General features: G+C 70.8%; 17 protein-coding genes. 10 read left to right on the top strand and 7 right to left on the bottom strand.

Annotation, left to right across the window (positions count from 1 at the left end):
* Nucleotides 1–20: 20 nt before the first annotated feature.
* From ACO2TI_RS03030 to ACO2TI_RS03045, 4 genes are all read right to left on the bottom strand, one after another.
* A complete protein-coding gene (locus ACO2TI_RS03030; protein WP_423281964.1) occupies nucleotides 21–1,517 on the bottom strand; it encodes a tripartite tricarboxylate transporter permease in 1,497 nt (498 codons plus the stop codon).
* 87 nt (nucleotides 1,518–1,604) lie between these two features.
* Nucleotides 1,605–2,120 (bottom strand): tripartite tricarboxylate transporter TctB family protein, encoded by a 516-nt coding sequence (locus ACO2TI_RS03035; RefSeq protein ID WP_423281965.1) that lies wholly within the window; start codon nucleotides 2,118–2,120, stop codon nucleotides 1,605–1,607.
* A gap of 13 nt (nucleotides 2,121–2,133) precedes the next feature.
* The gene (locus tag ACO2TI_RS03040; RefSeq protein WP_423281966.1) at nucleotides 2,134–3,096 is read right to left on the bottom strand and encodes a Bug family tripartite tricarboxylate transporter substrate binding protein; all 963 of its coding nucleotides are present in this window, start codon (nucleotides 3,094–3,096) and stop codon (nucleotides 2,134–2,136) included.
* Nucleotides 3,097–3,188: 92 nt separating this feature from the next.
* Nucleotides 3,189–4,265: a porin gene (locus tag ACO2TI_RS03045; protein WP_423281967.1), complete on the bottom strand. Its 1,077-nt coding sequence runs from the start codon at nucleotides 4,263–4,265 to the stop codon at nucleotides 3,189–3,191.
* 212 nt (nucleotides 4,266–4,477) lie between these two features.
* On the opposite strand from ACO2TI_RS03045, the gene ACO2TI_RS03050 reads away from it, so the two are divergent.
* From ACO2TI_RS03050 to ACO2TI_RS03085, 8 genes are all read left to right on the top strand, one after another.
* Complete coding sequence (locus tag ACO2TI_RS03050; protein ID WP_423281968.1) at nucleotides 4,478–5,152, top strand: response regulator; 675 nt, start codon at nucleotides 4,478–4,480, stop codon at nucleotides 5,150–5,152.
* A gap of 2 nt (nucleotides 5,153–5,154) precedes the next feature.
* On the top strand, nucleotides 5,155–6,555 hold the full coding sequence (locus tag ACO2TI_RS03055) for a sensor histidine kinase (RefSeq protein WP_423282139.1): 1,401 nt from the start codon (nucleotides 5,155–5,157) through the stop codon (nucleotides 6,553–6,555).
* A complete protein-coding gene (locus ACO2TI_RS03060) occupies nucleotides 6,552–6,974 on the top strand; it encodes an RNA-binding S4 domain-containing protein (protein WP_423281969.1) in 423 nt (140 codons plus the stop codon). Before ACO2TI_RS03055 ends, ACO2TI_RS03060 begins: the two co-directional genes overlap by 4 nt.
* A gap of 129 nt (nucleotides 6,975–7,103) precedes the next feature.
* Nucleotides 7,104–7,628 carry a nucleotide exchange factor GrpE gene (grpE, locus tag ACO2TI_RS03065; RefSeq protein ID WP_423281970.1) on the top strand — a complete coding sequence of 175 codons (525 nt, stop codon included), beginning with the start codon at nucleotides 7,104–7,106 and terminating at the stop codon, nucleotides 7,626–7,628.
* Nucleotides 7,629–7,713: 85 nt separating this feature from the next.
* Nucleotides 7,714–9,654: a molecular chaperone DnaK gene (gene dnaK / locus ACO2TI_RS03070; protein ID WP_423281971.1), complete on the top strand. Its 1,941-nt coding sequence runs from the start codon at nucleotides 7,714–7,716 to the stop codon at nucleotides 9,652–9,654.
* Between the two features lie 143 nt (nucleotides 9,655–9,797).
* Nucleotides 9,798–10,940, top strand: coding sequence for a molecular chaperone DnaJ (dnaJ, locus tag ACO2TI_RS03075; RefSeq protein WP_423281972.1), 1,143 nt, complete (start codon nucleotides 9,798–9,800; stop codon nucleotides 10,938–10,940).
* A gap of 102 nt (nucleotides 10,941–11,042) precedes the next feature.
* Nucleotides 11,043–12,746 carry a phosphoethanolamine transferase gene (locus ACO2TI_RS03080; protein ID WP_423281973.1) on the top strand — a complete coding sequence of 568 codons (1,704 nt, stop codon included), beginning with the start codon at nucleotides 11,043–11,045 and terminating at the stop codon, nucleotides 12,744–12,746.
* Nucleotides 12,715–13,479, top strand: a complete 765-nt coding sequence (locus tag ACO2TI_RS03085) for a phosphatase PAP2 family protein (protein ID WP_423281974.1) — start codon at nucleotides 12,715–12,717, stop codon at nucleotides 13,477–13,479. The genes ACO2TI_RS03080 and ACO2TI_RS03085 overlap by 32 nt, the downstream gene beginning before the upstream one ends.
* Here the strand turns inward: ACO2TI_RS03085 and ACO2TI_RS03090 are convergent.
* Nucleotides 13,436–14,530: a PA0069 family radical SAM protein gene (locus ACO2TI_RS03090; protein ID WP_423281975.1), complete on the bottom strand. Its 1,095-nt coding sequence runs from the start codon at nucleotides 14,528–14,530 to the stop codon at nucleotides 13,436–13,438. The genes ACO2TI_RS03085 and ACO2TI_RS03090 overlap by 44 nt on opposite strands.
* A gap of 96 nt (nucleotides 14,531–14,626) precedes the next feature.
* On the opposite strand from ACO2TI_RS03090, the gene ACO2TI_RS03095 reads away from it, so the two are divergent.
* Complete coding sequence (locus ACO2TI_RS03095; RefSeq protein WP_423281976.1) at nucleotides 14,627–15,355, top strand: hypothetical protein; 729 nt, start codon at nucleotides 14,627–14,629, stop codon at nucleotides 15,353–15,355.
* Between the two features lie 56 nt (nucleotides 15,356–15,411).
* Nucleotides 15,412–16,554: an HPP family protein gene (locus ACO2TI_RS03100; protein WP_423281977.1), complete on the top strand. Its 1,143-nt coding sequence runs from the start codon at nucleotides 15,412–15,414 to the stop codon at nucleotides 16,552–16,554.
* Here ACO2TI_RS03100 and ACO2TI_RS03105 read toward each other — a convergent pair whose 3' ends face one another.
* Both ACO2TI_RS03105 and ACO2TI_RS03110 read right to left on the bottom strand, forming a co-directional pair.
* Complete coding sequence (locus ACO2TI_RS03105; RefSeq protein WP_423281978.1) at nucleotides 16,555–19,032, bottom strand: EAL domain-containing protein; 2,478 nt, start codon at nucleotides 19,030–19,032, stop codon at nucleotides 16,555–16,557.
* Nucleotides 19,032–20,390 (bottom strand): HD-GYP domain-containing protein, encoded by a 1,359-nt coding sequence (locus ACO2TI_RS03110; RefSeq protein WP_423281979.1) that lies wholly within the window; start codon nucleotides 20,388–20,390, stop codon nucleotides 19,032–19,034. Before ACO2TI_RS03110 ends, ACO2TI_RS03105 begins: the two co-directional genes overlap by 1 nt.
* Nucleotides 20,391–20,508: the final 118 nt, after the last annotated feature.

Raw genomic sequence — 20,508 nt, forward strand, 5'->3', positions numbered from 1 at the left:
CGCCTTTGCCTCCACGCCATTCACATCTGCTTCGGCCCGAACCGCCGCCACAGCGGCGGCGCGCACACCAGCACCACGCACAGGCCGATCACGACGGCCGAGAACGGCCGGTCGATGAAGACCGTCCAGCGGCCTTCGCCGATCGACAGCGCGTTGCGCATCTGCGCCTCGCCCATGGGCCCCAGGATCATGCCGACGATCACCGGCGCGGTCGGGAAGTCGAAGCGGCGCATCAGCACGCCGACGAGGCCGATGCCGTAGAGCAGGAACAGGTCGAACGACGACTGGCGCATGCCGTACACGCCCACTGTCGCGAAGATCAGGATCCCCGCGTACAGCGCCGGCTTCGGAATGCTCAGCAGGCGCGTCCACAGGCCCACCAGCGGCAGGTTGAGCACCAGCAGCATCACGTTGCCGATGTAGAGCGAAGCGATCAGCGCCCACACCAGCGCGGCCGAGGTCTGGAACAGCGTCGGCCCCGGCTGGATGCCGTAGTTCTGGAACGCCGACAGCAGGATCGCGGTGGTGTTGGAGGTCGGGATGCCCAGCGTCAGCAGCGGCACCAGCGCCGCCGTGACGGTGGCGTTGTTCGCGGCCTCGGGGCCTGCCACGCCCTCGATCGCGCCCTTGCGGCCGAACTCGGCGCGGTCATCGTCCTTGGCGAGCTTCTTCTCGAGGCTGTAGGACAGGAAGGTCGGGATCTCGGTGCCGCCGGCCGGGATGGTGCCGAACGGGAAGCCCAGCGCCGTGCCGCGCAGCCAGGCCGGCCATGAACGGCGCCAGTCGCGCTTGTTCATCCACAGGCTGGACATCGCGTTGCGGCTTTCGCGCTGGCGGCCTTCGTACATCACCGCGTGCAGCGCCTCACCCACCGCGAACAGGCCCACCGCGACCAGCACCACCTCGATGCCGTCCACGAGTTCGGGCACGCCCAGCGTGTAGCGCGCGGTGCCCGAGATCTGGTCGATGCCGATCAGGCCGATCGCCAGGCCCAGGAACAGCGCGGTCATGCCGCGCAGCACGCTCGCGCCCAGCACCGCCGAGACGGTGGTGAAGGCCAGCAGGATCAGCGCGAAGTACTCCGGCGGGCCGAGCCGCAGCGCCCACTCGGCGATGAACGGCGCGAACAGCGTGACGAACACGGTCGCGATCGAGCCGGCAACGAACGAGCCGATGGCGGCCGTGGCCAGCGCGGCACCCGCGCGGCCGTGCTTGGCCATCAGGTTGCCTTCCATCGCGGTGACCATCGAACCGGTCTCGCCGGGCGTGTTGAGCAGGATCGAGGTCGTCGAGCCGCCGTACATCGCGCCGTAGTAGATGCCCGCGAACATGATCATCGACGCGGTCACCGGCACGTTGGCGGTGATCGGCAGCAGCATCGCGACCGTGAGTGCCGGACCGATCCCCGGCAGCACGCCGACCGCGGTGCCGATGAAGCAGCCGACGAAGGCCCACATCAGGTTGGCCGGCGTGGCGGCGGTGGCAAAGCCGGCCAGCAGTTGTTGCCAGAGTTCCATGGTCAGCCTCCGACGAGCCGCCTCGAGGAGGCTGAGCCCCCTTGGGGGGCAGCGAACGCAGTGAGCGTGGGGGTCATGTGAGCTCGCTCAGATCCAGCCGGTCTTGGTCAGGCCCGGCAGCGTCAGCCCCAGGCCCTTGGTGAACAGCCAGTACACCGGCGCGGACAGCGCCAGCCCGAGCAGTGCGTCGCGGCCGAGCTGCTGCAAGCCGGTGGCCTGCCCCATCGACTGGCGAAAGCCGCGCGCGGCCAGGGCGAACAGCAGCGCGCACGAGACGATGAAGCCGAGCTGGTTGATCAGCGCGGCATTGAGCAGCAGGCCGGCCGAGACCCAGGCCATCGAGGACCAGTCGCTGCCGGCACTCGCCGTTTCGCCGTCCGCCGACACCGGCACGGGCGCGTCCTCGGCCGGCGCCGGCAGCGCCGCGCCGATGATCAGCGCCACCCCGCACACGGCCAGCACCGCGCTCACCAGCCACGGCAGGAAGGCCGGCCCCACGCCGGCGTAGCCGGCTTCGCCGCCGATCTGGCTGGCGCCGGCGGCCAGCAGGCCGGCCAGCCCCACGGTGCCGGCGCCGATCAGCGTCTGTGCGCGTCGATTCATCGCGGCAGGCCCGTCAGATCATGCCGAGCTTGACCATCAGCGCGCGGATGCGCGCATGGTCTTCGTCGACGAACCTGGCGAACTCGTCGCCGGTCAGCAGCGACGGCGTCCAGCGGTTGTTCTCGAGCGTCTCGGTCCAGGCCTTGGTCTTGGTGGCCTTGCTCACCGCATCGGCCAGCGCCTTGCGCTGCTCGGGAGTAATGCCGGCCGCGCCGTAGACGCCGCGCCAGTTGAAGATCTCGACGTCGACGCCCTGCTCCTTGAGCGTGGGGATCGCCACGTCCTTCAGGCGCGCGGGCGAGGTGATGCCGATCGCGCGCAGCTTGCCGGTCTTGATGAACTCCTCCATCTCGGCCAGGCCGCTGGTGCCCACCGTGACGTGGCCGCCGAGGATCGCCGCGACCGCCTCGCCGCCGCCCTTGAACGGCACGTAGTTGACGCGCGCGACGTCGACGCCGGTCGCGCGCGCGATCATCGCGACGCTGATGTGGTCGATCGAGCCCTTGGAGCCGCCGCCCCACTTGACGCTCGCCGGATCCTTCTTGAGCTGCTCGACCACGTCCTTCATGCTCTTGATCGGCGAGGCCGCGGGCACGACGAAGACGTTGTACTCGGCCAGCAGGCGCGCCACCGGCGTGACGTTGGCCAGCGTGATCGGCGGCTTGTTCTGCACGATGGCGCCGACCATGATGGCGCCGACGACGATCATCGCGTTCGGGTCGCCCTTGCTGGCGTTGGCGAACTGCGCCAGGCCGATCGTGCCGCCCGCGCCGCCCTTGTTCTCGTAGGTCACCGAGGCCGCCGCGCCCGACTCCTGCAAGGCCTTGCCGATGCCGCGGCCGGTCTGGTCGTAGCCGCCGCCGGGGTTGGCGCCGATCATGATCTTGTAGTTCTCGGCCGCGTGCGCGGCACCGGCCACGCACAGCGCGACCGAGACCAGGGGCGCGGCGAGGCGCCGCATCAGTTGAGCTCTCATGGCTGTCTCCTCGGGAATCGGGGCGAATTCTGAGCGCTAAGCGCGGCAGCCCGGCTGTCGCCAGGCTGCCGCAGGCTGCGCTGCGCAGTGGATCAGAAGCGGTGCTGGATGCCGACCGCGACGCCGGTCTGGTCGCTGCCGAAGGTCACGTCGTCGCGTGACAGGCCGACCACGCCGTCCTTGCCGTCGGCATAGCCCAGCGTGGCGTAGACATCGGTGCGCTTGGACAGCGCATAGCGCGCGCGCAGCACGATCAGCGAGGGGTCGTCGACCGTGGGCGCGACGTTGCTGCTGCGGATGTCTTGCGCGTAGTAGGCCGCGGTCAGCGTCAGCCCCGGCATCGGCAGCCAGTTCGCGCCGATCCACCAGGTGCGGCTGTCGTTGTCGTCGCCGCCGGCGCCGAACTCCTTGCTGTAGTCGCGCAGCACGCCGAACAGCTTGACCGTGTCGCCGAAGGCATAGCTCGCGCCGATGTGCGCGGTGCGGGTCTTGTCGCGCGCGCCGGTGGTGGCGTCCGACACGCCGTTGATCTGCTCGACGGTCGCCACCACGGCCAGCGGGCCGGCGGCGTAGCTCGCGCCCAGGTTGACCGTGTGGCCGTCGCTGAAGCTGCCGGCCTGCTCGCCGAAGCCGTAGCTCGCGCCGAAGCTGAATCCGCCGACCTTGCCGCGGTACTTCACCAGGTTGGACACGCCGGTGACCATGCCGTCCTTGCGCGCGCCGGTCGCGCCGGCCGAGGTGGCCCAGGAGTAGACCGGCGCGTAGCCCATCGGGTCGAACGGCAGGATGAAGTCGTAGCTGGTGCTGTACGAGCGACCGGCGATCACGCGGCCGAAGCCGCCCTCGAGGCCGACGTTGGCCTGGCGGCCGAACAGCGAGCTGCCGCCGGCGCCGGTGTCGAGGCTGAGCTCGCCTTCGAGCTGGAAGATGGCCTTCAGGCCGCCGCCCAGGTCCTCGCTGCCGCGCATGCCCCAGCGCGAGGTGTTCATGCCGCCCGAGTTCAGCGCGGTGCGCGAATCGCCGGCGGCGTTGTTGTGGGTGCGGTACTCGACGTAGGCGTCGAGCAGGCCGTACAGCGTGACGCTGGGCGCCGACTGCGCGTGGGCCAGCGAGGCCGCGCCGGCAGCAAGCGCCAGCGCGAGCAGGCGGGGGGTGGATGCGCTCTTCATGCGTGTGTCTCCTCGGGATCGTTGGATGAATGGCGTCGGGAACGTGGGGGATGGTCGGCGGCGCGCGTCGGCGCGCTCGTACGCGACAACCCGCAGGCGCTGTCAGCCGGCTGTCGAAAGCGCGCGGCGAGCTGTCAATCGGCTGTCGAAGGGCAGCGCGCGCAGGAAAGCCCCGGGGCCGAAGCGCCGCGCGCCGGAGCGACACTGCGGGCATGAAACTGCTGCTGGTCGAAGACGATTTCGCGATGGCCCAGGCGCTGCAGCTCGCGCTCGAGCGGCGCGGCTTCGAGGTCGACCGCTGCGCCAACGGCACCGACGCGCTGGCGCGCCTGCGCCACGATCCGCCGGCGCTGGCCCTGCTCGACCTCACCATCCCGGGCCTCGACGGCCTGCAGGTGCTGCACAAGGCGCGCGCCGAGGGTCTGGACACGCCGATCGTCGTGCTCACGGCGCGCGCGGCGGTGGGCGACCGCGTGGTCGGCCTGAACGCCGGCGCCGACGACTACCTCGCCAAGCCCTTCGACCTCGACGAGCTCGAGGCGCGCATCCGCGCGCTGCTGCGCCGCCACGGGCGCGACAACGACGCGCCCCAGCGCGTCGGCGCGCTGAGCTTCGAGCGCCGCTCGGGCGCCTTCTACCTCGAAGGCCAGGTGCTCGAGCTCACGCCGCGCGAGCAGGCGCTGCTGAAGGCGCTGTTCGCGACGCCCGGCCACGCGGTCGCGAAGGAAAAGCTCTTTCGCGTCGTGTTCCCGATGGAGTCCGAGATCCAGTTCGAGGCAATCGAGGTCGTGGCCTACCGGCTGCGCAAGAAGCTGGTCGGCTCGGGCGTCTCGCTGGTCACGCTGCGCGGCCTGGGCTACCTGCTGCGCGAGGACGCACCCGCTTGAAGATGGGTCATTCGCTTCGGCGCCACCTGCTGGCGTGGATCATCGGACCGATCGCGCTGTTCGTGCTGTTCGACACCTGGAGCCTGTACCGCAGCGCGCTGCGCTCGATCAACACGGCCTACGACCGCTCGCTGCTCGCGTCGGCGCGCTCGATCGGCGAGCTGCTGCGGCTGCAGAACGGCAAGCTCCAGGTCGAGGTGCCCTACACCGCGCTGGAGATCTTCGACGCCGGCCCGACCGGGCGCATGGTGTATCGCGTCAGCGGCTTCGACGGCGAGTTCGTCGCCGGCTACGAGGACTTGCCGCGCTACACCGGCACGCTGCCGCAGCGCAGCGACTACCCGGCCCTGGTCGACTTCTACGACGCGCTCTACCAGGGCCAGCCGGTGCGCATGGCCGCGCTCTACCAGCCGGTGTCCGGCCAGGACGCGCGCGGCGTGGTGCTGATCCAGGTCGCCGAGACGCTCGACGTGCGCGAGCAGCTTGCGCGCGAGATCCTGTTCGACACGCTGGCGCGCCAGGCCCTGCTGATCGCGGTGGTGACCGGCGTCACGCTGGTCGTCGTGACGCGCGCGCTGCGACCGGTGCAGACGCTGCGCCGCGAGCTGGCCGTGCGCAACGACCGCGATCTCTCGCCGCTCGCGACGCCCGGACTGCCGAGCGAGCTGCAGCCGGTGGTCGGCGCGGTCAACGAGCTGATGCAAAGGCTGGCGCGCATGATCGTTCAGCAAAAGCAGTTCATCCGCGACGCCTCGCACCAGCTGCGCACGCCGCTCGCGGTGCTCAAGACCCAGGCGCAGAACGGCCTGCGCGGCCATGCCGACGCGCAGGCCACGCTGGCCGAGATGCACGGCACGGTGGACCGCGCGATCCGGCTCGCGAACCAGATGCTTGCGGTGGCCAAGGTCGAGCAGGTGCACCGCGAGTCGCCGCCGCAGGCGGTGGACCTGACCGAAGTGGCGCGCGAGGTCGCGCTCGACCTCGCGCCGCTGATCGCCGATCGCGAGATCGCCTTCGAGCTCGTCGCGCCCGAGACGCCGCTGCCGGTGACCGGCCACGCCTGGACGCTGCGCGAGATGGTCCGCAACCTGCTGCACAACGCCATCCGCGAGACGCCGCGCGGCGCGCCGCTTCAGCTGCTGCTCGAGCGCGACGGCGCGCTGGCGCGGCTGGTCGTGCGCGACAGCGGGCCGGGCATTGCGCCTTCGATGCGCGAGCGGCTGTTCGAGCCTTTCCACACCGGCCACCCCACCACCGGCAGCGGCCTGGGCCTTTCGATCTGCCGCGAGGTCTGCGAGCGCCTGGGCGGGCGCATCGAGCTGCTCGACCGGCTCGAAGCCGGCCGCGTCGCCGGCCTCGACGCCGTGGTGCACCTGCCGCTCGCGCCACAATCCGGGGCGTGACAACGAACGACTCCGGCGTGCGGCTCGACAAGTGGTTGTGGGCGGCGCGCTTCTTCAAGACGCGCAGCCTGGCGGCCGAGGAAATCGCGAAGCACCGGGTGCAGGTCAACGGGCAGGTGGCCAAGGCCTCGCGCGAGCTGAAGCCGGGCGACGAGGTGGTTCTGCGCCAGGGCCAGGAGCCGCGCACGGTGATCGTGCGGGCCTTGAGCCATGTGCGCGGCCCGGCGCCGGTCGCGCAGCAGCTCTACGAGGAAACGCCCGAAAGCCTGGCCGCGCGCGAGGCGCAGGCGCAGCGCCGCCGCCTCGCGCCCGAACCGGCGGCAACCATCGAGCAAGGCCGCCCGACCAAGCGCGACCGCCGCCAGCTCGCCGACTGGCAGCGCTGGAGCGCCTCGATCGGGCCCGACGACGAAGGCTGAGAACACGCCTTGCCCGCAGGCCCTGCCAGCTCCGGCGGCCGCGCGCCGCCGGCCGGCGACAATCCCCTCTTGAAATTGCGGTCACCGGCCCCAGGTGCTCACGCGAAGCGCCAGAAAGCCCCGAGAGACATGGAAAAACCTGAAGAGAATCAACCGCTTAACGACCAGATCGAGCCGACGCTCGGCCCCGAGACGCCCGTCATCGACCCGCGCATCGCGGAACTGGAAGCCAAGCAGGCCGAACTGTCCGACGCCTACCTGCGCGCCAAGGCCGAGGCCGAGAACGTGCGCCGTCGGGCCGACGAGGAGATGAGCAAGGCGCGCAAGTTCGCGGTCGAGTCGTTCGCCGAGAGCCTGTTGCCGGTCAAGGACAGCCTGGAAGCGGCGCTGGCGATCGAGAACGCCACTCCCGAGCAGCTGCGCGAAGGCACCCACGCCACGCTGCGCCAGCTGGTCGCCGTGCTCGAGCGCAACAAGGTGCTCGAGATCGCGCCTGCCGCGGGAGCCAAGTTCGACCCGCACCAGCACCAGGCGATCTCGGTGGTGCCGGCCGACCAGGAGGCCAACACCGTCGTCGCGGTGCTGCAAAAGGGCTACCTGATCGCCGAGCGCGTGCTGCGCCCGGCGCTCGTCACCGTGGCGGCGCCGAAGTAAAGAAACCACAGGCCGGCGCCCTTGAAAGCCGGCGAGTTATCCACAACTCGAACACCAGCGAACACCGCATTCAGGAGAGCACAAGATGGGCAAGATCATCGGCATCGACCTCGGCACCACGAACTCGTGCGTGGCCATCATGGAAGGCAACACCACGAAGGTGATCGAGAACTCGGAAGGTGCGCGGACCACCCCGTCGATCATCGCGTACCAGGAAGACGGCGAGATCCTCGTCGGCGCGCCGGCCAAGCGCCAGGCGGTCACGAACCCCAAGCACACCTTCTACGCGGTCAAGCGACTGATCGGCCGCAAGTTCACCGAGAAGGAAGTGCAAAAGGACATCGACCTGATGCCCTACAAGATCGTCGCGGCCGACAACGGCGACGCCTGGGTCGAGGAGCGCGGCAAGAAGCTCGCGCCGCCGCAGATCAGCGCCGAAGTGCTGCGCAAGATGAAGAAGACCGCCGAGGACTATCTCGGCGAAGAGGTCACCGAGGCCGTCATCACGGTGCCGGCCTACTTCAACGACAGCCAGCGCCAGGCCACCAAGGACGCCGGGCGCATCGCCGGCCTGGACGTCAAGCGCATCATCAACGAGCCGACCGCGGCCGCGCTGGCCTTCGGCCTCGACAAGCACGGCAAGGGCGACCGCAAGATCGCCGTCTATGACCTCGGCGGCGGCACCTTCGACATCTCGATCATCGAGATCGCCGATGTCGACGGCGAGATGCAGTTCGAAGTGCTCTCGACCAACGGCGACACCTTCCTCGGCGGCGAGGACTTCGACCAGCGCATCATCGACTACATCGTCACCGAGTTCAAAAAGGAACAGGGCGTCGATCTCACGAAGGACGTGCTGGCCCTGCAGCGCCTGAAAGAGGCGGCCGAGAAGGCCAAGATCGAGCTGTCGAACTCGTCGCAGACCGACGTCAACCTGCCCTACATCACGGCCGACGCCACGGGTCCGAAGCACCTGAACATCAAGCTCACGCGCGCCAAGCTGGAGGCCCTGGTCGAGGATCTCATCGAGCGCACGATCGAGCCCTGCCGCATCGCGATCAAGGACGCCGGCGTCAAGGTCAGCGAGATCGACGACGTGATCCTGGTCGGCGGCCAGACGCGCATGCCCAAGGTGCAGGAGAAGGTCAAGGCCTTCTTCGGCAAGGATCCGCGCAAGGACGTCAACCCCGACGAGGCCGTCGCGGTGGGCGCGGCGATCCAGGGCCAGGTGCTCGGCGGCGACCGCAAGGACGTGCTGCTGCTCGACGTGACCCCGCTGTCGCTGGGCATCGAGACGCTCGGCGGCGTGATGACCAAGATGATCGCCAAGAACACCACGATCCCGACCAAGTTCTCGCAGGTGTTCTCCACCGCCGACGACAACCAGCCGGCCGTGACCATCAAGGTGTTCCAGGGCGAGCGCGAGCTCGCGTCGGGCAACAAGCTGCTGGGCGAGTTCAACCTCGAGGGCATCGCGCCGGCGCCGCGCGGCATCCCGCAGATCGAGGTGACCTTCGACATCGACGCCAACGGCATCCTGCACGTCGGCGCCAAGGACAAGGCCACCGGCAAGGAGAACAAGATCACCATCAAGGCGAACTCGGGCCTCAGCGAGGAAGAGATCCAGAAGATGGTGAAGGACGCCGAGCTCAACGCGGCCGAGGACAAGAAGAAGGTCGAGCTGGTGCAGTCGAAGAACCAGGCCGACGCGATGGTCCACTCGGTGCGCAAGTCGCTGACCGAACACGGCGACAAGCTCGACGCCGCCGAGAAGGAGAAGATCGAAGCCGCGATCAAGGAGGTCGAGGAAGCGATCAAGGGCGACGACAAGGCGGCGATCGAGTCGCGCACCGAGGCGCTGATGCAGGCCAGCCAGAAGCTCGGCGAGAAGGTCTACGCCGACGCGCAGGCGGCCCAGCAGGCGGCCGGCGCGGCGCCCGAGGCCGGCCCGGCACCCGGTGCGAAGCCGGCGGCCGACGACAACGTCGTCGACGCCGACTTCAAGGAAGTGAAGGACCAGAAGTAATCGAGGAACGCCGTCCAGGCAGGGATGCGGTGACGCGCCCGTTCTCGCAGCACACCCCCGCGCGCGCCCGCCGCTCGCGGGGGCTTGCTCGTTCAGACCGCCGCGCAAGCGCGCCCGCATCCATCGCCTGAAGGCCCGACAACATGGCAAAGCGCGATTACTACGAAGTCCTCGGCATCGCGAAGAACGCATCCGAGGACGACATCAAGAAGGCCTACCGCAAGCTGGCCATGAAGCACCACCCCGATCGCAACCAGGGCGACGGGGCCAAGGTGGCCGAAGAGAAGTTCAAGGAGGCCAAGGAGGCCTACGAGATCCTCTCCGACGCCGGCAAGCGCAGCGCCTACGACCAGTACGGCCACGCGGGCGTGGACCCCAACGCTGGCGGCTTCCGTCCGGGCGGGCCGGGCGCCGAAGGCTTCGGTGGCTTCGCCGAGGCCTTCGGGGACATCTTCGGCGACATCTTCGGCCAGGGCGGGCGGCGCAGCGGCGGCCCGCAGGTCTACCGCGGCGGCGATCTCAGCTACCAGATGGAGATCACGCTCGAGGAGGCAGCGCTCGGCAAGGAAACGCAGATCCGCATCCCGAGCTGGGAGAACTGCGCCACGTGCAGCGGCAGCGGCGCCAAGCCGGGCACCAGCGCCAAGCCCTGCCCGACCTGCCACGGCTCGGGCACCGTGCACCTGCGCCAGGGCTTCTTCTCGATCCAGCAGACCTGCCCGCACTGCCACGGCAGCGGCAAGATCATTCCCGAGCCCTGCCCCACCTGCAACGGCGCCGGCCGCACCAAGAAGCAGAAGACGCTCGAGGTGAAGATCCCTGCCGGCATCGGCGAGGGCATGCGGATCCGATCGGCCGGCAACGGTGAACCGGGCACCAACGGCGGTCCGCCGGGCGATCTCTACATCGAGATCCGCATCAAGCCGCACGACATCTTCGAGCGCGATGGCGACGACCTGCACTGCTCGGTGCCGGTGAGCTTTGCGACCGCGGCGCTGGGCGGCGCGATCGAGGTGCCCACGCTGGCCGGCAAGGCCGAGATCGAGCTGCCCGAAGGCACGCAGCACGGCAAGACCTTCCGTCTGCGCGGCAAGGGCATCAAGGGCGTGCGGGCGAGCTATCCCGGCGACCTGTACTGCCACATCACGATCGAGACGCCGGTCAAGCTCACCGAGTACCAGCGCAAGCTGCTGCGCGAGCTCGACGAGTCGCTGCAAAAGGGCGGCGACAAGCACTCGCCGAACGCCAAGACCTGGGCCGACCGGGTCAAGGACTTGTTCAAGTAAGACGACGGCCGCGGCGCGCGGTCGGCCCGGCCCGCCGGGCCCGGCCCGCCGCCCGGCCGCCTCCTTAATGGAGGCCTAAGCCTCGCCGGCCACGATCGCCGGATGGCAATCTCGTCGACGGCGGTCCCCGCGGACCGCGCGCCGGACGCCGCGCAGCGCGACTGGCACCCCATCACCCTCGTCTTCCTGGCCGGCCTGTGGATCGCGGCCGCCGCGAACTGGCCGCTGTGGCGCGCGCTCGCCGCGCTGCCGGAGATGCATGGCCTGCGCTTCGCGGTGTTCGGCGCGTCGATGTTCGTCGCCGTCGCGGCGCTGACCGCGCTGGTGCTGCTGCCGCTGTCGTCGCGCCGCGTCCTGCGCCCGGCGATCACGCTGTTCCTGCTCGCCGCCGCGTTCGGCGCGTACTTCATGTCCAGCTACGGCGTCGTCATCGATCCGACGATGATGGTCAACGTGCTACAGACCGACGTCCGCGAGACGCGAGACCTGTTGAGCCTGCGCATGGCGCTCACCGTCGTTGCAGTGGGCGTGCTGCCGGCGCTGTGGCTGTGGCGCCAGCCGCTGCGCGCACCGACCGGGCGCTGGCCCTCCCGCGTGCTGGTGCGCATGATCGCGGCAGCCGCCCTGCTGGCGGCGATCGTCGGGCTGGGGTATGCGAACTTCCAGACGCTGTCGAGCACGACGCGCAACCACAAGGAGCTGCGCTACCTGATCAATCCGCTCAACAGCGTCTATGCGCTCGGCCGCATTGCATTCGCGGCCCAGGCCCGCCCGGCCGGGCCGCCGCAGCCGATCGGGCTCGACGCGCGCCTGCTCGCCGCGCCGCCCGGCGCCAAGCCGCCGCTGGTGCTGCTGGTGGTGGGCGAGACCGCGCGCGCCGACCACTTCGCGCTCAACGGCTACGAGCGGCCGACCAACCCCGAGCTGTCGCGCATCGAGGGCTTGGTGAGCTTCCGGCAGGTGCGCTCGTGCGGCACCAGCACCGCGGCCTCGCTGCCTTGCATGTTCTCGCCGCTCGGGCGCCAAGCCTTCCTCGACCGCCAGCAGGACAGCGAGAACCTGGTCGACCTGCTGCAGCGCGCCGGGCTGGCCGTGCTGTGGCTGGACAACCAATCCGGCTGCAAGGGCCTGTGCGAGCGCGTGCCGCATGCCTCGACCGCGCAGCCGGCGCCGGGCCAGTTCAGCGCGCCGGGCGCGCTGTGCCACGGCGGCGAGTGCCTCGACGAGGCGCTGCTGTACGACCTCGACGCGCGCATCGCCGCACTCGACGCGCAGCGCCGCGCGCGCGGCGTCGTGGTCGTGCTGCACCAGATGGGCAGCCACGGGCCGGCCTATGCGTCGCGCTCGCCCGCCGAACGCAAGCCGTTCGCGCCGGAGTGCACGAGCAACGTGCTGCAGGACTGCGCCAGCGACGCGCTGGTCAATGCCTACGACAACTCGATCGTCTACACCGACCATGTGCTGTCGCAGGCGGTCGCCTGGCTGGCCGCGCGCAACGACGCCTGGTCGACCGCGATGCTCTACGTTTCCGACCACGGCGAGTCGCTGGGCGAGAACGGCCTGTACCTGCACGGCGTGCCCTACGCGATCGCGCCGCAGGCGCAGACCCATGTGCCGATGCTGCTGTGGCTGGGCAGCGGCGCAAAGCGCGCGCTCGGCGTCGACGGCAGCTGCCTCGAGCGCCTGCGCGACGCGCCGCTGAGCCACGACAACCTGTTCCACACCACGCTGGGCCTGGCCGGCGTGCGTGCCAGCGAATACCGGAGCGAGCTCGATGCCATTGCCAACTGCCGCACTGCCGGCTGAGCTGCCGACGGCAGCGGCCGTGCCGCGCTGGCGCACGGACCTGGCGATCGCCGCGGCCGGCCTCGTCGCGCTGCTGCTGTGGGACGCCAGCGGCTGGGACCTCGCGCTCGTGCGCCTGTTCGGCAACGGACATGGCTTTGCCTGGCGCGAGCACTGGCTGACCAGCGGCGTGCTCCACCGCGGCGGCTACTGGCTGAGCGTGCTGCTGTTCGTGTGGCTGCTGCTGAGCTGCTGGGGGCCGTGGCGCGCGCGCATGCTGGCCCCGCGCCAGCGCGCGCTGTGGTTCGCATCGACCGCCGTGTGCCTGGCGCTCATTCCGCTGCTCAAGCAGGCCAGCGCAACCAGTTGCCCATGGTCGCTGGCCGAGTTCGGCGGCGCGGCGCACTACGTCTCGCACTGGCGATTCGGCGTCGCCGACGGCGGCAGCGGGCACTGTTTCCCGTCGGGCCACGCCTCCGGCGCGCTGGCCTTCATGAGCGCCTGGTTCGCGTGGCGCGACGTGCGGCCGCTGCGCGCTCGCGCGATGCTGGCCAGCGTGCTCGTGCTGGGCAGCGTGTTCGGGCTCGCGCAGATGATGCGCGGCGCGCACTACGCGAGCCACACGCTGTGGACGGCCTGGATCTGCTGGACGGTGTGCGCGGCGCTGCACCACGCCGCCTTTGGCCCGCGCATCGGCCTGCGCGCATCACTCAAAAAAGCTCCCGCTGCGGATCGTCCGGACGCGGCGCGCTGAAGTGCGCGCTCGACAGCGGCGGCGTCGAGCGCGCCAGCCCGTGCCGCGCCGCGGCCTTGTCGACACGCTGGCGGATCAGCTCGGCCCACAGGCCGGCGCCGCGCATGCGCTGGCGGAAGTCGGCGTCGTAGTCCTTGCCGCCGCGCATGTCGTGCACGCGCGCAAGGATGCGCTCGGCGCGCTCGGGCACATGGTCTTGCAGCCATTGCTTGAACAGCGGCGCCACCTCCCACGGCAGGCGCAGCACGGTGTAGTGCAGCGAAGTCGCGCCGGCCTCGGCGGCCGCTTCGGCGATGCGCTCGATCTCCGGCTCGTTGAGAAAGGGAATGATCGGCGCAACGTTCACGCCCACCGGCACGCCGGCGTCCGACAGGCGCTTCACGGCCTGCAGCCGCCGGTGCGGCGCGGCCGCGCGCGGCTCGAGCTTGCGCGCCAGCGCCGCGTCGAGCGAGGTGATGCTGACGAACACCAGCGCCTCGCCGCGCCGCGCGGCCGGTGCGATGAGATCGAGGTCACGCTCGATGCCGGCCGACTTGGTGACGATGGTGAACGGATGCCGGCAGGCGGTCAGCACCTGCAGGATCGCGCGCGTGAGACCGAGCCGGCGCTCGAGCGGCTGGTAGCAGTCGGTGGCCGAACCGAGGTTGATCGGCGTGGGCTGGTGGCCGGGCTTCGCGAGCTCGGCGCGCAGCCGCTCGGCGACGTTCATCTTCGCGACGATGCGCGTTTCGAAGTCGAGCCCCGGCGAGAGGTTGAGGTAGCTGTGCGTGGGCCGCGCGTAGCAGTAGCTGCAGCCGTGCTCGCAGCCGCGGTAGGGGTTGATGGCCTGGTCGAACGGGATGTCGGGCGAGTCGTTGCGCGAGATCACGCTGCGCGCCTGCTCCTGGATGACCTGTGTCACGACCGGCACGGCCGCTTCCCGATCGGTGGCCTGGTCTTCGAGCGAACCCCAGCCGTCGTCCTCGGCCGCGCGCGCGAGCGACTCGAAGCGGTGTGCCAGCCGCTGCGGCGTGCCGCGGCCCTTGATCGGCGGTGGTGGTGGCAGGCTCATGGCGATACTGTTTATTTATACAGCATCCGTGACCGCCTTGCCAGTTGCTGCGATGCTGGCGCTTCCCGTGGTCCGGGGCAGACCTGAGGACAGGCGATGCGAGTCGATGCATCCGACGACCGTGTGCACGCGTTGTGGCCGCTGGCGCTGCTGGCCGGCGCACTGCCGTTGATCGCCACGCTGGTCGCGTGGCGGCTGTCGGTGCGGCTGGACCTGGTACCGGACTGCCAGCCGCTGCTCGAAGGCTGCGTCTCGATCAGCCGCGCCGCGCGCCACGGCCTGCCCAACATCCTGTTTCGCACGCTGCTGCTGCCGTCGGCGGTGCTGCAGGCGCTGTGCTGGCTGTTGTGCGCCGGCTGGCTGCGCTCGCTCGGCGCGGCGGCGGATCGCTGGCAGCGCACGCTGCCGGCGCTGGGCATCGCGATCGGCGCGATGCTGGCGCTGTACGGCAGCTTCCTCGGCACCGAGGGCGCGGGCTACCGCTGGATGCGTCACTACGGCGTGTTCTTCTATTTCGGCCTGAGCTGCATCGCGATGCTGATCGTCAGCGACCAGTGGCAGCGCCATCTGCGCGACAGCCGGCAGCGGCGCCGCATCGCGACCGCGCTGCTGCTGTTGTGCGCCACGCTGCCGCTGCTCGGCCTGGCCCATGTGCTCCTGCCGCTGTGGTGGTCGACGCAGGCGCAGAAGGACGCGCTGGAGAACGTCACCGAATGGTGGGGCGGCGCGATCTTCACGGTGTTCTTCTTCATCCTCGCATGGGCCTGGCGCAGGACGGGCTTCGGGCTGCGGCTGCACAGCCGCGCGAGCGCAGGCGGCGATTGATAACCTCGCGGCCCCGACCGCGTCGCCCATCGCGCCCGCCCTTGCCGCCTTTGTCCATGCCATCGCCCCGTGAGCGCCTGATCCAGTTCCTCGATGCCCTGCGGCCCGCGCCGGTGGCGGTCGATGCGCGCGAGCGCTGGCGCGCCTTCGTCGGTGCGGGGCTGGGCATCGTTCTGACGGGCATGGTCGCGCGCTGGTGGATCGGCGTCGCCGACGGCGTGCCATGGCTGGTCGCGCCGATCGGCGCCAGCGCGGTGCTGGTGTTCGCCGTGCCGGCCAGCCCGCTCGCCCAGCCGTGGTCGGTGGTCGGCGGCAACACGCTGTCGGCCCTGGTCGGCGCGCTGTGCGCGGCCGCGATCCCGGATCCCGCGTGGGCCGGCGCGACCGCGGTGGCGGCGGCGATCGCCGTGATGTTCGCGCTGCGCTGCCTGCACCCGCCGGGCGGCGCCAGCGCGCTGCTGGCCGCGCTCGGTGCGGCGAACTGGCAGTTCGCGCTCTTTCCGGTGCTGTTCGACTCGCTGCTGCTGGTGGCCGCCGGCATGGCCTACAACGGCCTCACCGGCCGGCGCTACCCGCACGCGCAGCGCCGCCCTCCGACGCCCGCGGCGCCGGCGCGCTTCAGCGCCGCCGACCTCGATGCCGCGCTCGCGCACTACAACCAGGTGCTCGACATCAGCCGCGACGATCTCGAGCAGTTGCTGCACCACGCCGAGGCGGCTGCCTACCAGCGCAACTTCGGCCAGCTGCGCTGCGCCGACGTGATGACGCGCGAGCCGCTGGCGGTGCACTTCGGCACGCCGCTGTCCGAGGCCTGGACGCTGATGCGCGAGCGCCGCATCAAGGCGCTGCCTGTGATCGACCGCGCGCGGCGCATCGTCGGCATCGTGACGCTGGCCGACTTCATCCGCCACGCACGCCTGGACGGCCACGCCGGCCTCGCCGAGCGCCTGCGCAGCTTCCTGCGCGGCAGCGGCAGCGTGCATTCCGACAAGGCCGAGGTGATCGGCCAGATCATGACGCGCGAGGTGCGCGTGGCGCGCGAGCGTCAGCACCTGGCCGAGCTGGTGCCCCTGTTCTCGGCCGGCGGCCACCACCACATTCCGATCATCGACGACGACAAGCGCCTGGCGGGCATCATCACCGAGTCGGACCTGGTGCGCGCGCTCTACCGCACCGTGGGGCCGGCCGTCGCGGCCTGATCAGGCCGCGACGCGCACGCCGCCGCGCGGACGCGTCAGCAGCCTGAGGAACTCGTCCGGCGGCACCGCGGCAGACACCAGGAAGCCCTGGAACTCGTCGCAGCCGGCCTCGCGCAGGAACTCGCGCTGGCGCGGCGTCTCGACGCCCTCGGCGATCACGCGCAGGCGCAGCGCGCGCGCCAGCTCGATCACCGCGGTGGCGATCGCCGCGTCGCTCTCGTCGCCCGGCAGGCCCTTGACGAAGCTGCGGTCGATCTTGAGCTTGCGGATCGGGATGCGCTTCAGGTAGCTCAGGCTCGAATAGCCGGTGCCGAAGTCGTCGATCGCCAACCTCACGCCGAGCCGGTCGAGCGCCACCAGCCGCTGCAGCGCCTCGTCGGCGTCCTTGAGCAGGATCGACTCCGTGAGCTCGAGCTCGAGGTGCGCGGCCGGCAGCCCGGCGCTGTCGAGCGCCTGCGCGACGCGCGAGACGAAGTCGGCCTGCTGGAACTGCAGCGCCGAGACGTTGACGGCGACCGTGATCGCATGGCCGGCCGCATGCCAGGCCGCGGCGCGTTCGACCGCCTGCGCCAGCACCCAGTCGCCCAGCGCGACGATGAAGCCGGTTTCCTCGGCGACCGGGATGAACTCCGACGGCGGCACGTTGCCCTGCTCGGGGTCGTGCCAGCGGATCAGCGCCTCGGCGCCGACCACCGCCGAGCTGTGGAGGTCGATCTGCGGCTGGTAGTGCAGCACGAAGTGGCCCTGCTCCAGCGCGATGCGCATCGCGTGGTCGAGCTTCATGCGCGCCAGCAGGTCGACGTTCATCTGCCGCTGGTAGAAGCGGTAGCCCGCGCGGCCGCGCTCCTTGACGCGGTACATCGCCGCGTCGGCGTTCTTGATCAGGTCGTTGAGCGTCAGGCCATCGTGCGGGTACAGCGCGATGCCGATGCTCGAGGTGATGCTGAAGGCCATGCCCTCGAGCTCGAAGGGCCTGGCCAGCGCGTCGAGCACGCGCCGCGCGGTGGCCTCGGCGCCTTGCGCGTCGGCATGGTGGACCAGCATCACGAACTCATCGCCGCCCAGGCGCGCGACGGTATCGACCTGGCGCACACAGCCCTTGAGCCGCTCGGCCACGTCGACCAGCACGCGATCGCCGAACAGGTGGCCGAGCGAATCGTTGATGTGCTTGAAGCGGTCGAGGTCGAGGAAGAGCAGCGCGAAGTTGCTCGCGTCGCGCTTGGCCATGGCCAGCGCGAACTCGACGCGCTCGGCCAGCAGCACGCGGTTGGGCAGGCCGGTCAGCGCGTCGCTGAAAGCCAGCTCCTGGATGCGCTGGTGCGCAGCCACCGTGTCCGACAGGTCGCGAAAAAAGCCCACGCAGCGCTCGGCCGGCAGCGCGGGCGCGGCGATCGGCTCGCTAGGCGCGGCGACCTTGACCAGCGAGACATGGCCGGGCAGCGTGCTGCCGTCGGGCCGGCGATGCCACAGCTCGCCCTCCCACACGCCATGCGAGCGCAGGCGCTGTGAGACGCGCTCGAACCAGCCCTCGTCGCTCGGGTGGTAGACCAGTTCCGCGACGCCCAGGCCGAGCAGGTCGGCACGCGAGCGGCCCATCAGGCGTTCGCAGCCGGCGTTGACCTCCACCAGCCTGAGCTCGCCGTCGGTGACGAAGATCGCATCGAGGCTGGACTCGAACACCTGCGTCGCGAGCTGCTGGCGCGCGGCATTGGCGAGGCGCTCGGTGATGTCGCGAAACGAGTAGACATGGCCGATCGGCTGGCCGCGGCCGTACTGCGGCAGCGCGACGCGCTCGAGCACGCGGCCGTTGCGCAGCACCAGCAGGTCGCAGGCACGGCGCAGCGGCTCGCGCTCGATCGCGTCGAGCTGCGCGTTGTAGGCGTGCTCGTCGGCCACCTGCGCATGCATCCACGCGTGCACCGCCGCGTCGTCGCGCTCGGTCAGCAGCTCCGGCGGCAGGCTCCACAGTTCGGCGAAGAGCTGGTTGCAGCCGCGGATCGCGCCGTGCAGGTCGGTGACCAGCAGGCCGTCGGCGGTCGACTCCAGCGTCGCGCGCAGCTCGGCGACCAGCTTCTCGAGCTCGCCTTCGGCGGCGCGCTCGTCGCTCAGGTCGCGCAGCACCAGCAGCCAGGCACCGCTGCCGTCGGGCAAGGTGATGCGGCTGGCGCGCCGGTCGACCGGCACCAGCTTGCCGTCGGCCTGCGCGGCCCAGGTCTCGGAGTGCAGCGGCGATGCGTCGCCCGCGCGCACGCCGTCCCAGAACGCGGCGTCCTCGGGCGTCGCGGACAGATCGGCGACCGGGCGGCCAATCAGCGCCTCGTGCTCGCGTGCGTAGAGTGCCGCGGCGGCCCCATTGGCCGCGATGACGCGCAGCGAGGCTGCGTCGATCACGCACACCGCGTCGAGCAGGCCGTCGAGCCAGGGCTGCCAGCCGGTGAAGCTCTCGCCGCGCGCGGCGCTCGGGGCGGTCGCGGTCATCACGCCACCTCCTTTCGCGCACGCGCGTCGGTGGCCGACGCGGTGAATTCGAGCTCGCGGGCGCGTTCAAAGAAGTAGCACACGCGCGGGCGCGGCGACAGCGCATCGAGCGCCGCGCGCGGCAGATGCTGCGGCTTCAGGCTGCGGCGGATGCTCAGGCCGGGCGCTTGTTCGAGGTCGACGCTGCTCGCGGTGTCGCGGCCGGCGCGCGGCTCGTGCACAAGCACGCGCGGCTTGAGCGGGCGGCTGGAGTTGACGGTGGTGACCAGCGCATAGCGGTCGTCGCTGAGCTGCACGACCGAGCCCGGCGGGTACACGCCCATCATGCGCACGAAGGCGGCGAATACCGCGGCGTCGAACTGCGGCTTCATCTGTGCGTACATCAGCGACAGCGCCTCGTGCGGCGTGTGCGCATGCGCCGGGCTGGCCGGGTTGCAGAGGTTGTCGTAGCGATTGACCAGCGCGACGATGCGCGCCGGCAGGCTGATGCGCTCGCCGGCGAGCTTGAGCGGAAAGCCGTTGCCGTCGGCCAGTTCGTGGTGCTGCGCGAGCACCAGCAGCGCGCCGGGCGACAGCGTCATCTGCTTGCCCACCACCACGCCGAGCGCGACGTGCTCCTGGTAGTACTGGCGCTCGTGCACCGACACCAGCGCGGTCGTCGGGTCGAGCCAGCGCACGCGCTCGGGCAGGTCGAGCTTGCCGACGTCGTGCAGCATCGCGCCGACGCCGAGCTCCTGCATCGCCTCCTCGGGCAGGCCGAGCGCCTTGCCGAGCAGCAGCGAGATGACGGTCACGTTGATCGCGTGCATCGAGGCGCGGTCGCCGGCGCCTTCGCCGAGCAGGCGGATCGCCATCTCCTGCGCGCCGAGCACGAGGTCGAGGTAGTCGCGCACCTGGGCCTCGCACTGCTCGCGCGCGGCCTGCGGCTGGCTGCGCACGAGCTCGAAGCAGCGGCGCAGGCCGCGGCCAGCCTCGGCGTAGGCGCGTTCGGCCTGCGCCAGGCATTCTTGCTCGGCGGCCTGCTGCGCGCGCCGGCGCTGTCGCTCTTCCTCGGCCGGGTCGGGCGGCTGCGGCCGCACCGCCGCCACGGCCACGGCGCGCGGCGCCGGCTCGCGCGGCGGCGCCTGGCCGGCGTCGATCACGCCCTCGTCGACCAGTGCGTGCAGCGCCGCCGGCAGGCTGCGCGAGGCCACCACCCGCACCTGCCGCAGCCCCAGCCCGCGCAGCGTCTCGATCTGCTCGGCCGAGGCCAGGCGGAAGCTGTTCAGCGGAAAGGGATGCGCCATCCAGCCCAGGTCGAGCTGCACGTGCAGGCCGATACGCAGATGTTGGATGTCGAGGTCGAAGGTGTCGCTCATGGCTTGGGGCGGCGCCGGCCCCGGTGGGGCGGTCGTCGTCCTCATGGTTGTCGGCAGCGCGCCGACAAGCTTGAGGGCCCGCCATGAAAGGCCTCGCGCGCGCGCCTGCGACGATGCT

The organism is Caldimonas sp. KR1-144 (genome assembly GCF_049446155.1).
Classification (GTDB): Bacteria; Pseudomonadota; Gammaproteobacteria; order Burkholderiales; family Burkholderiaceae_C; genus Rivibacter.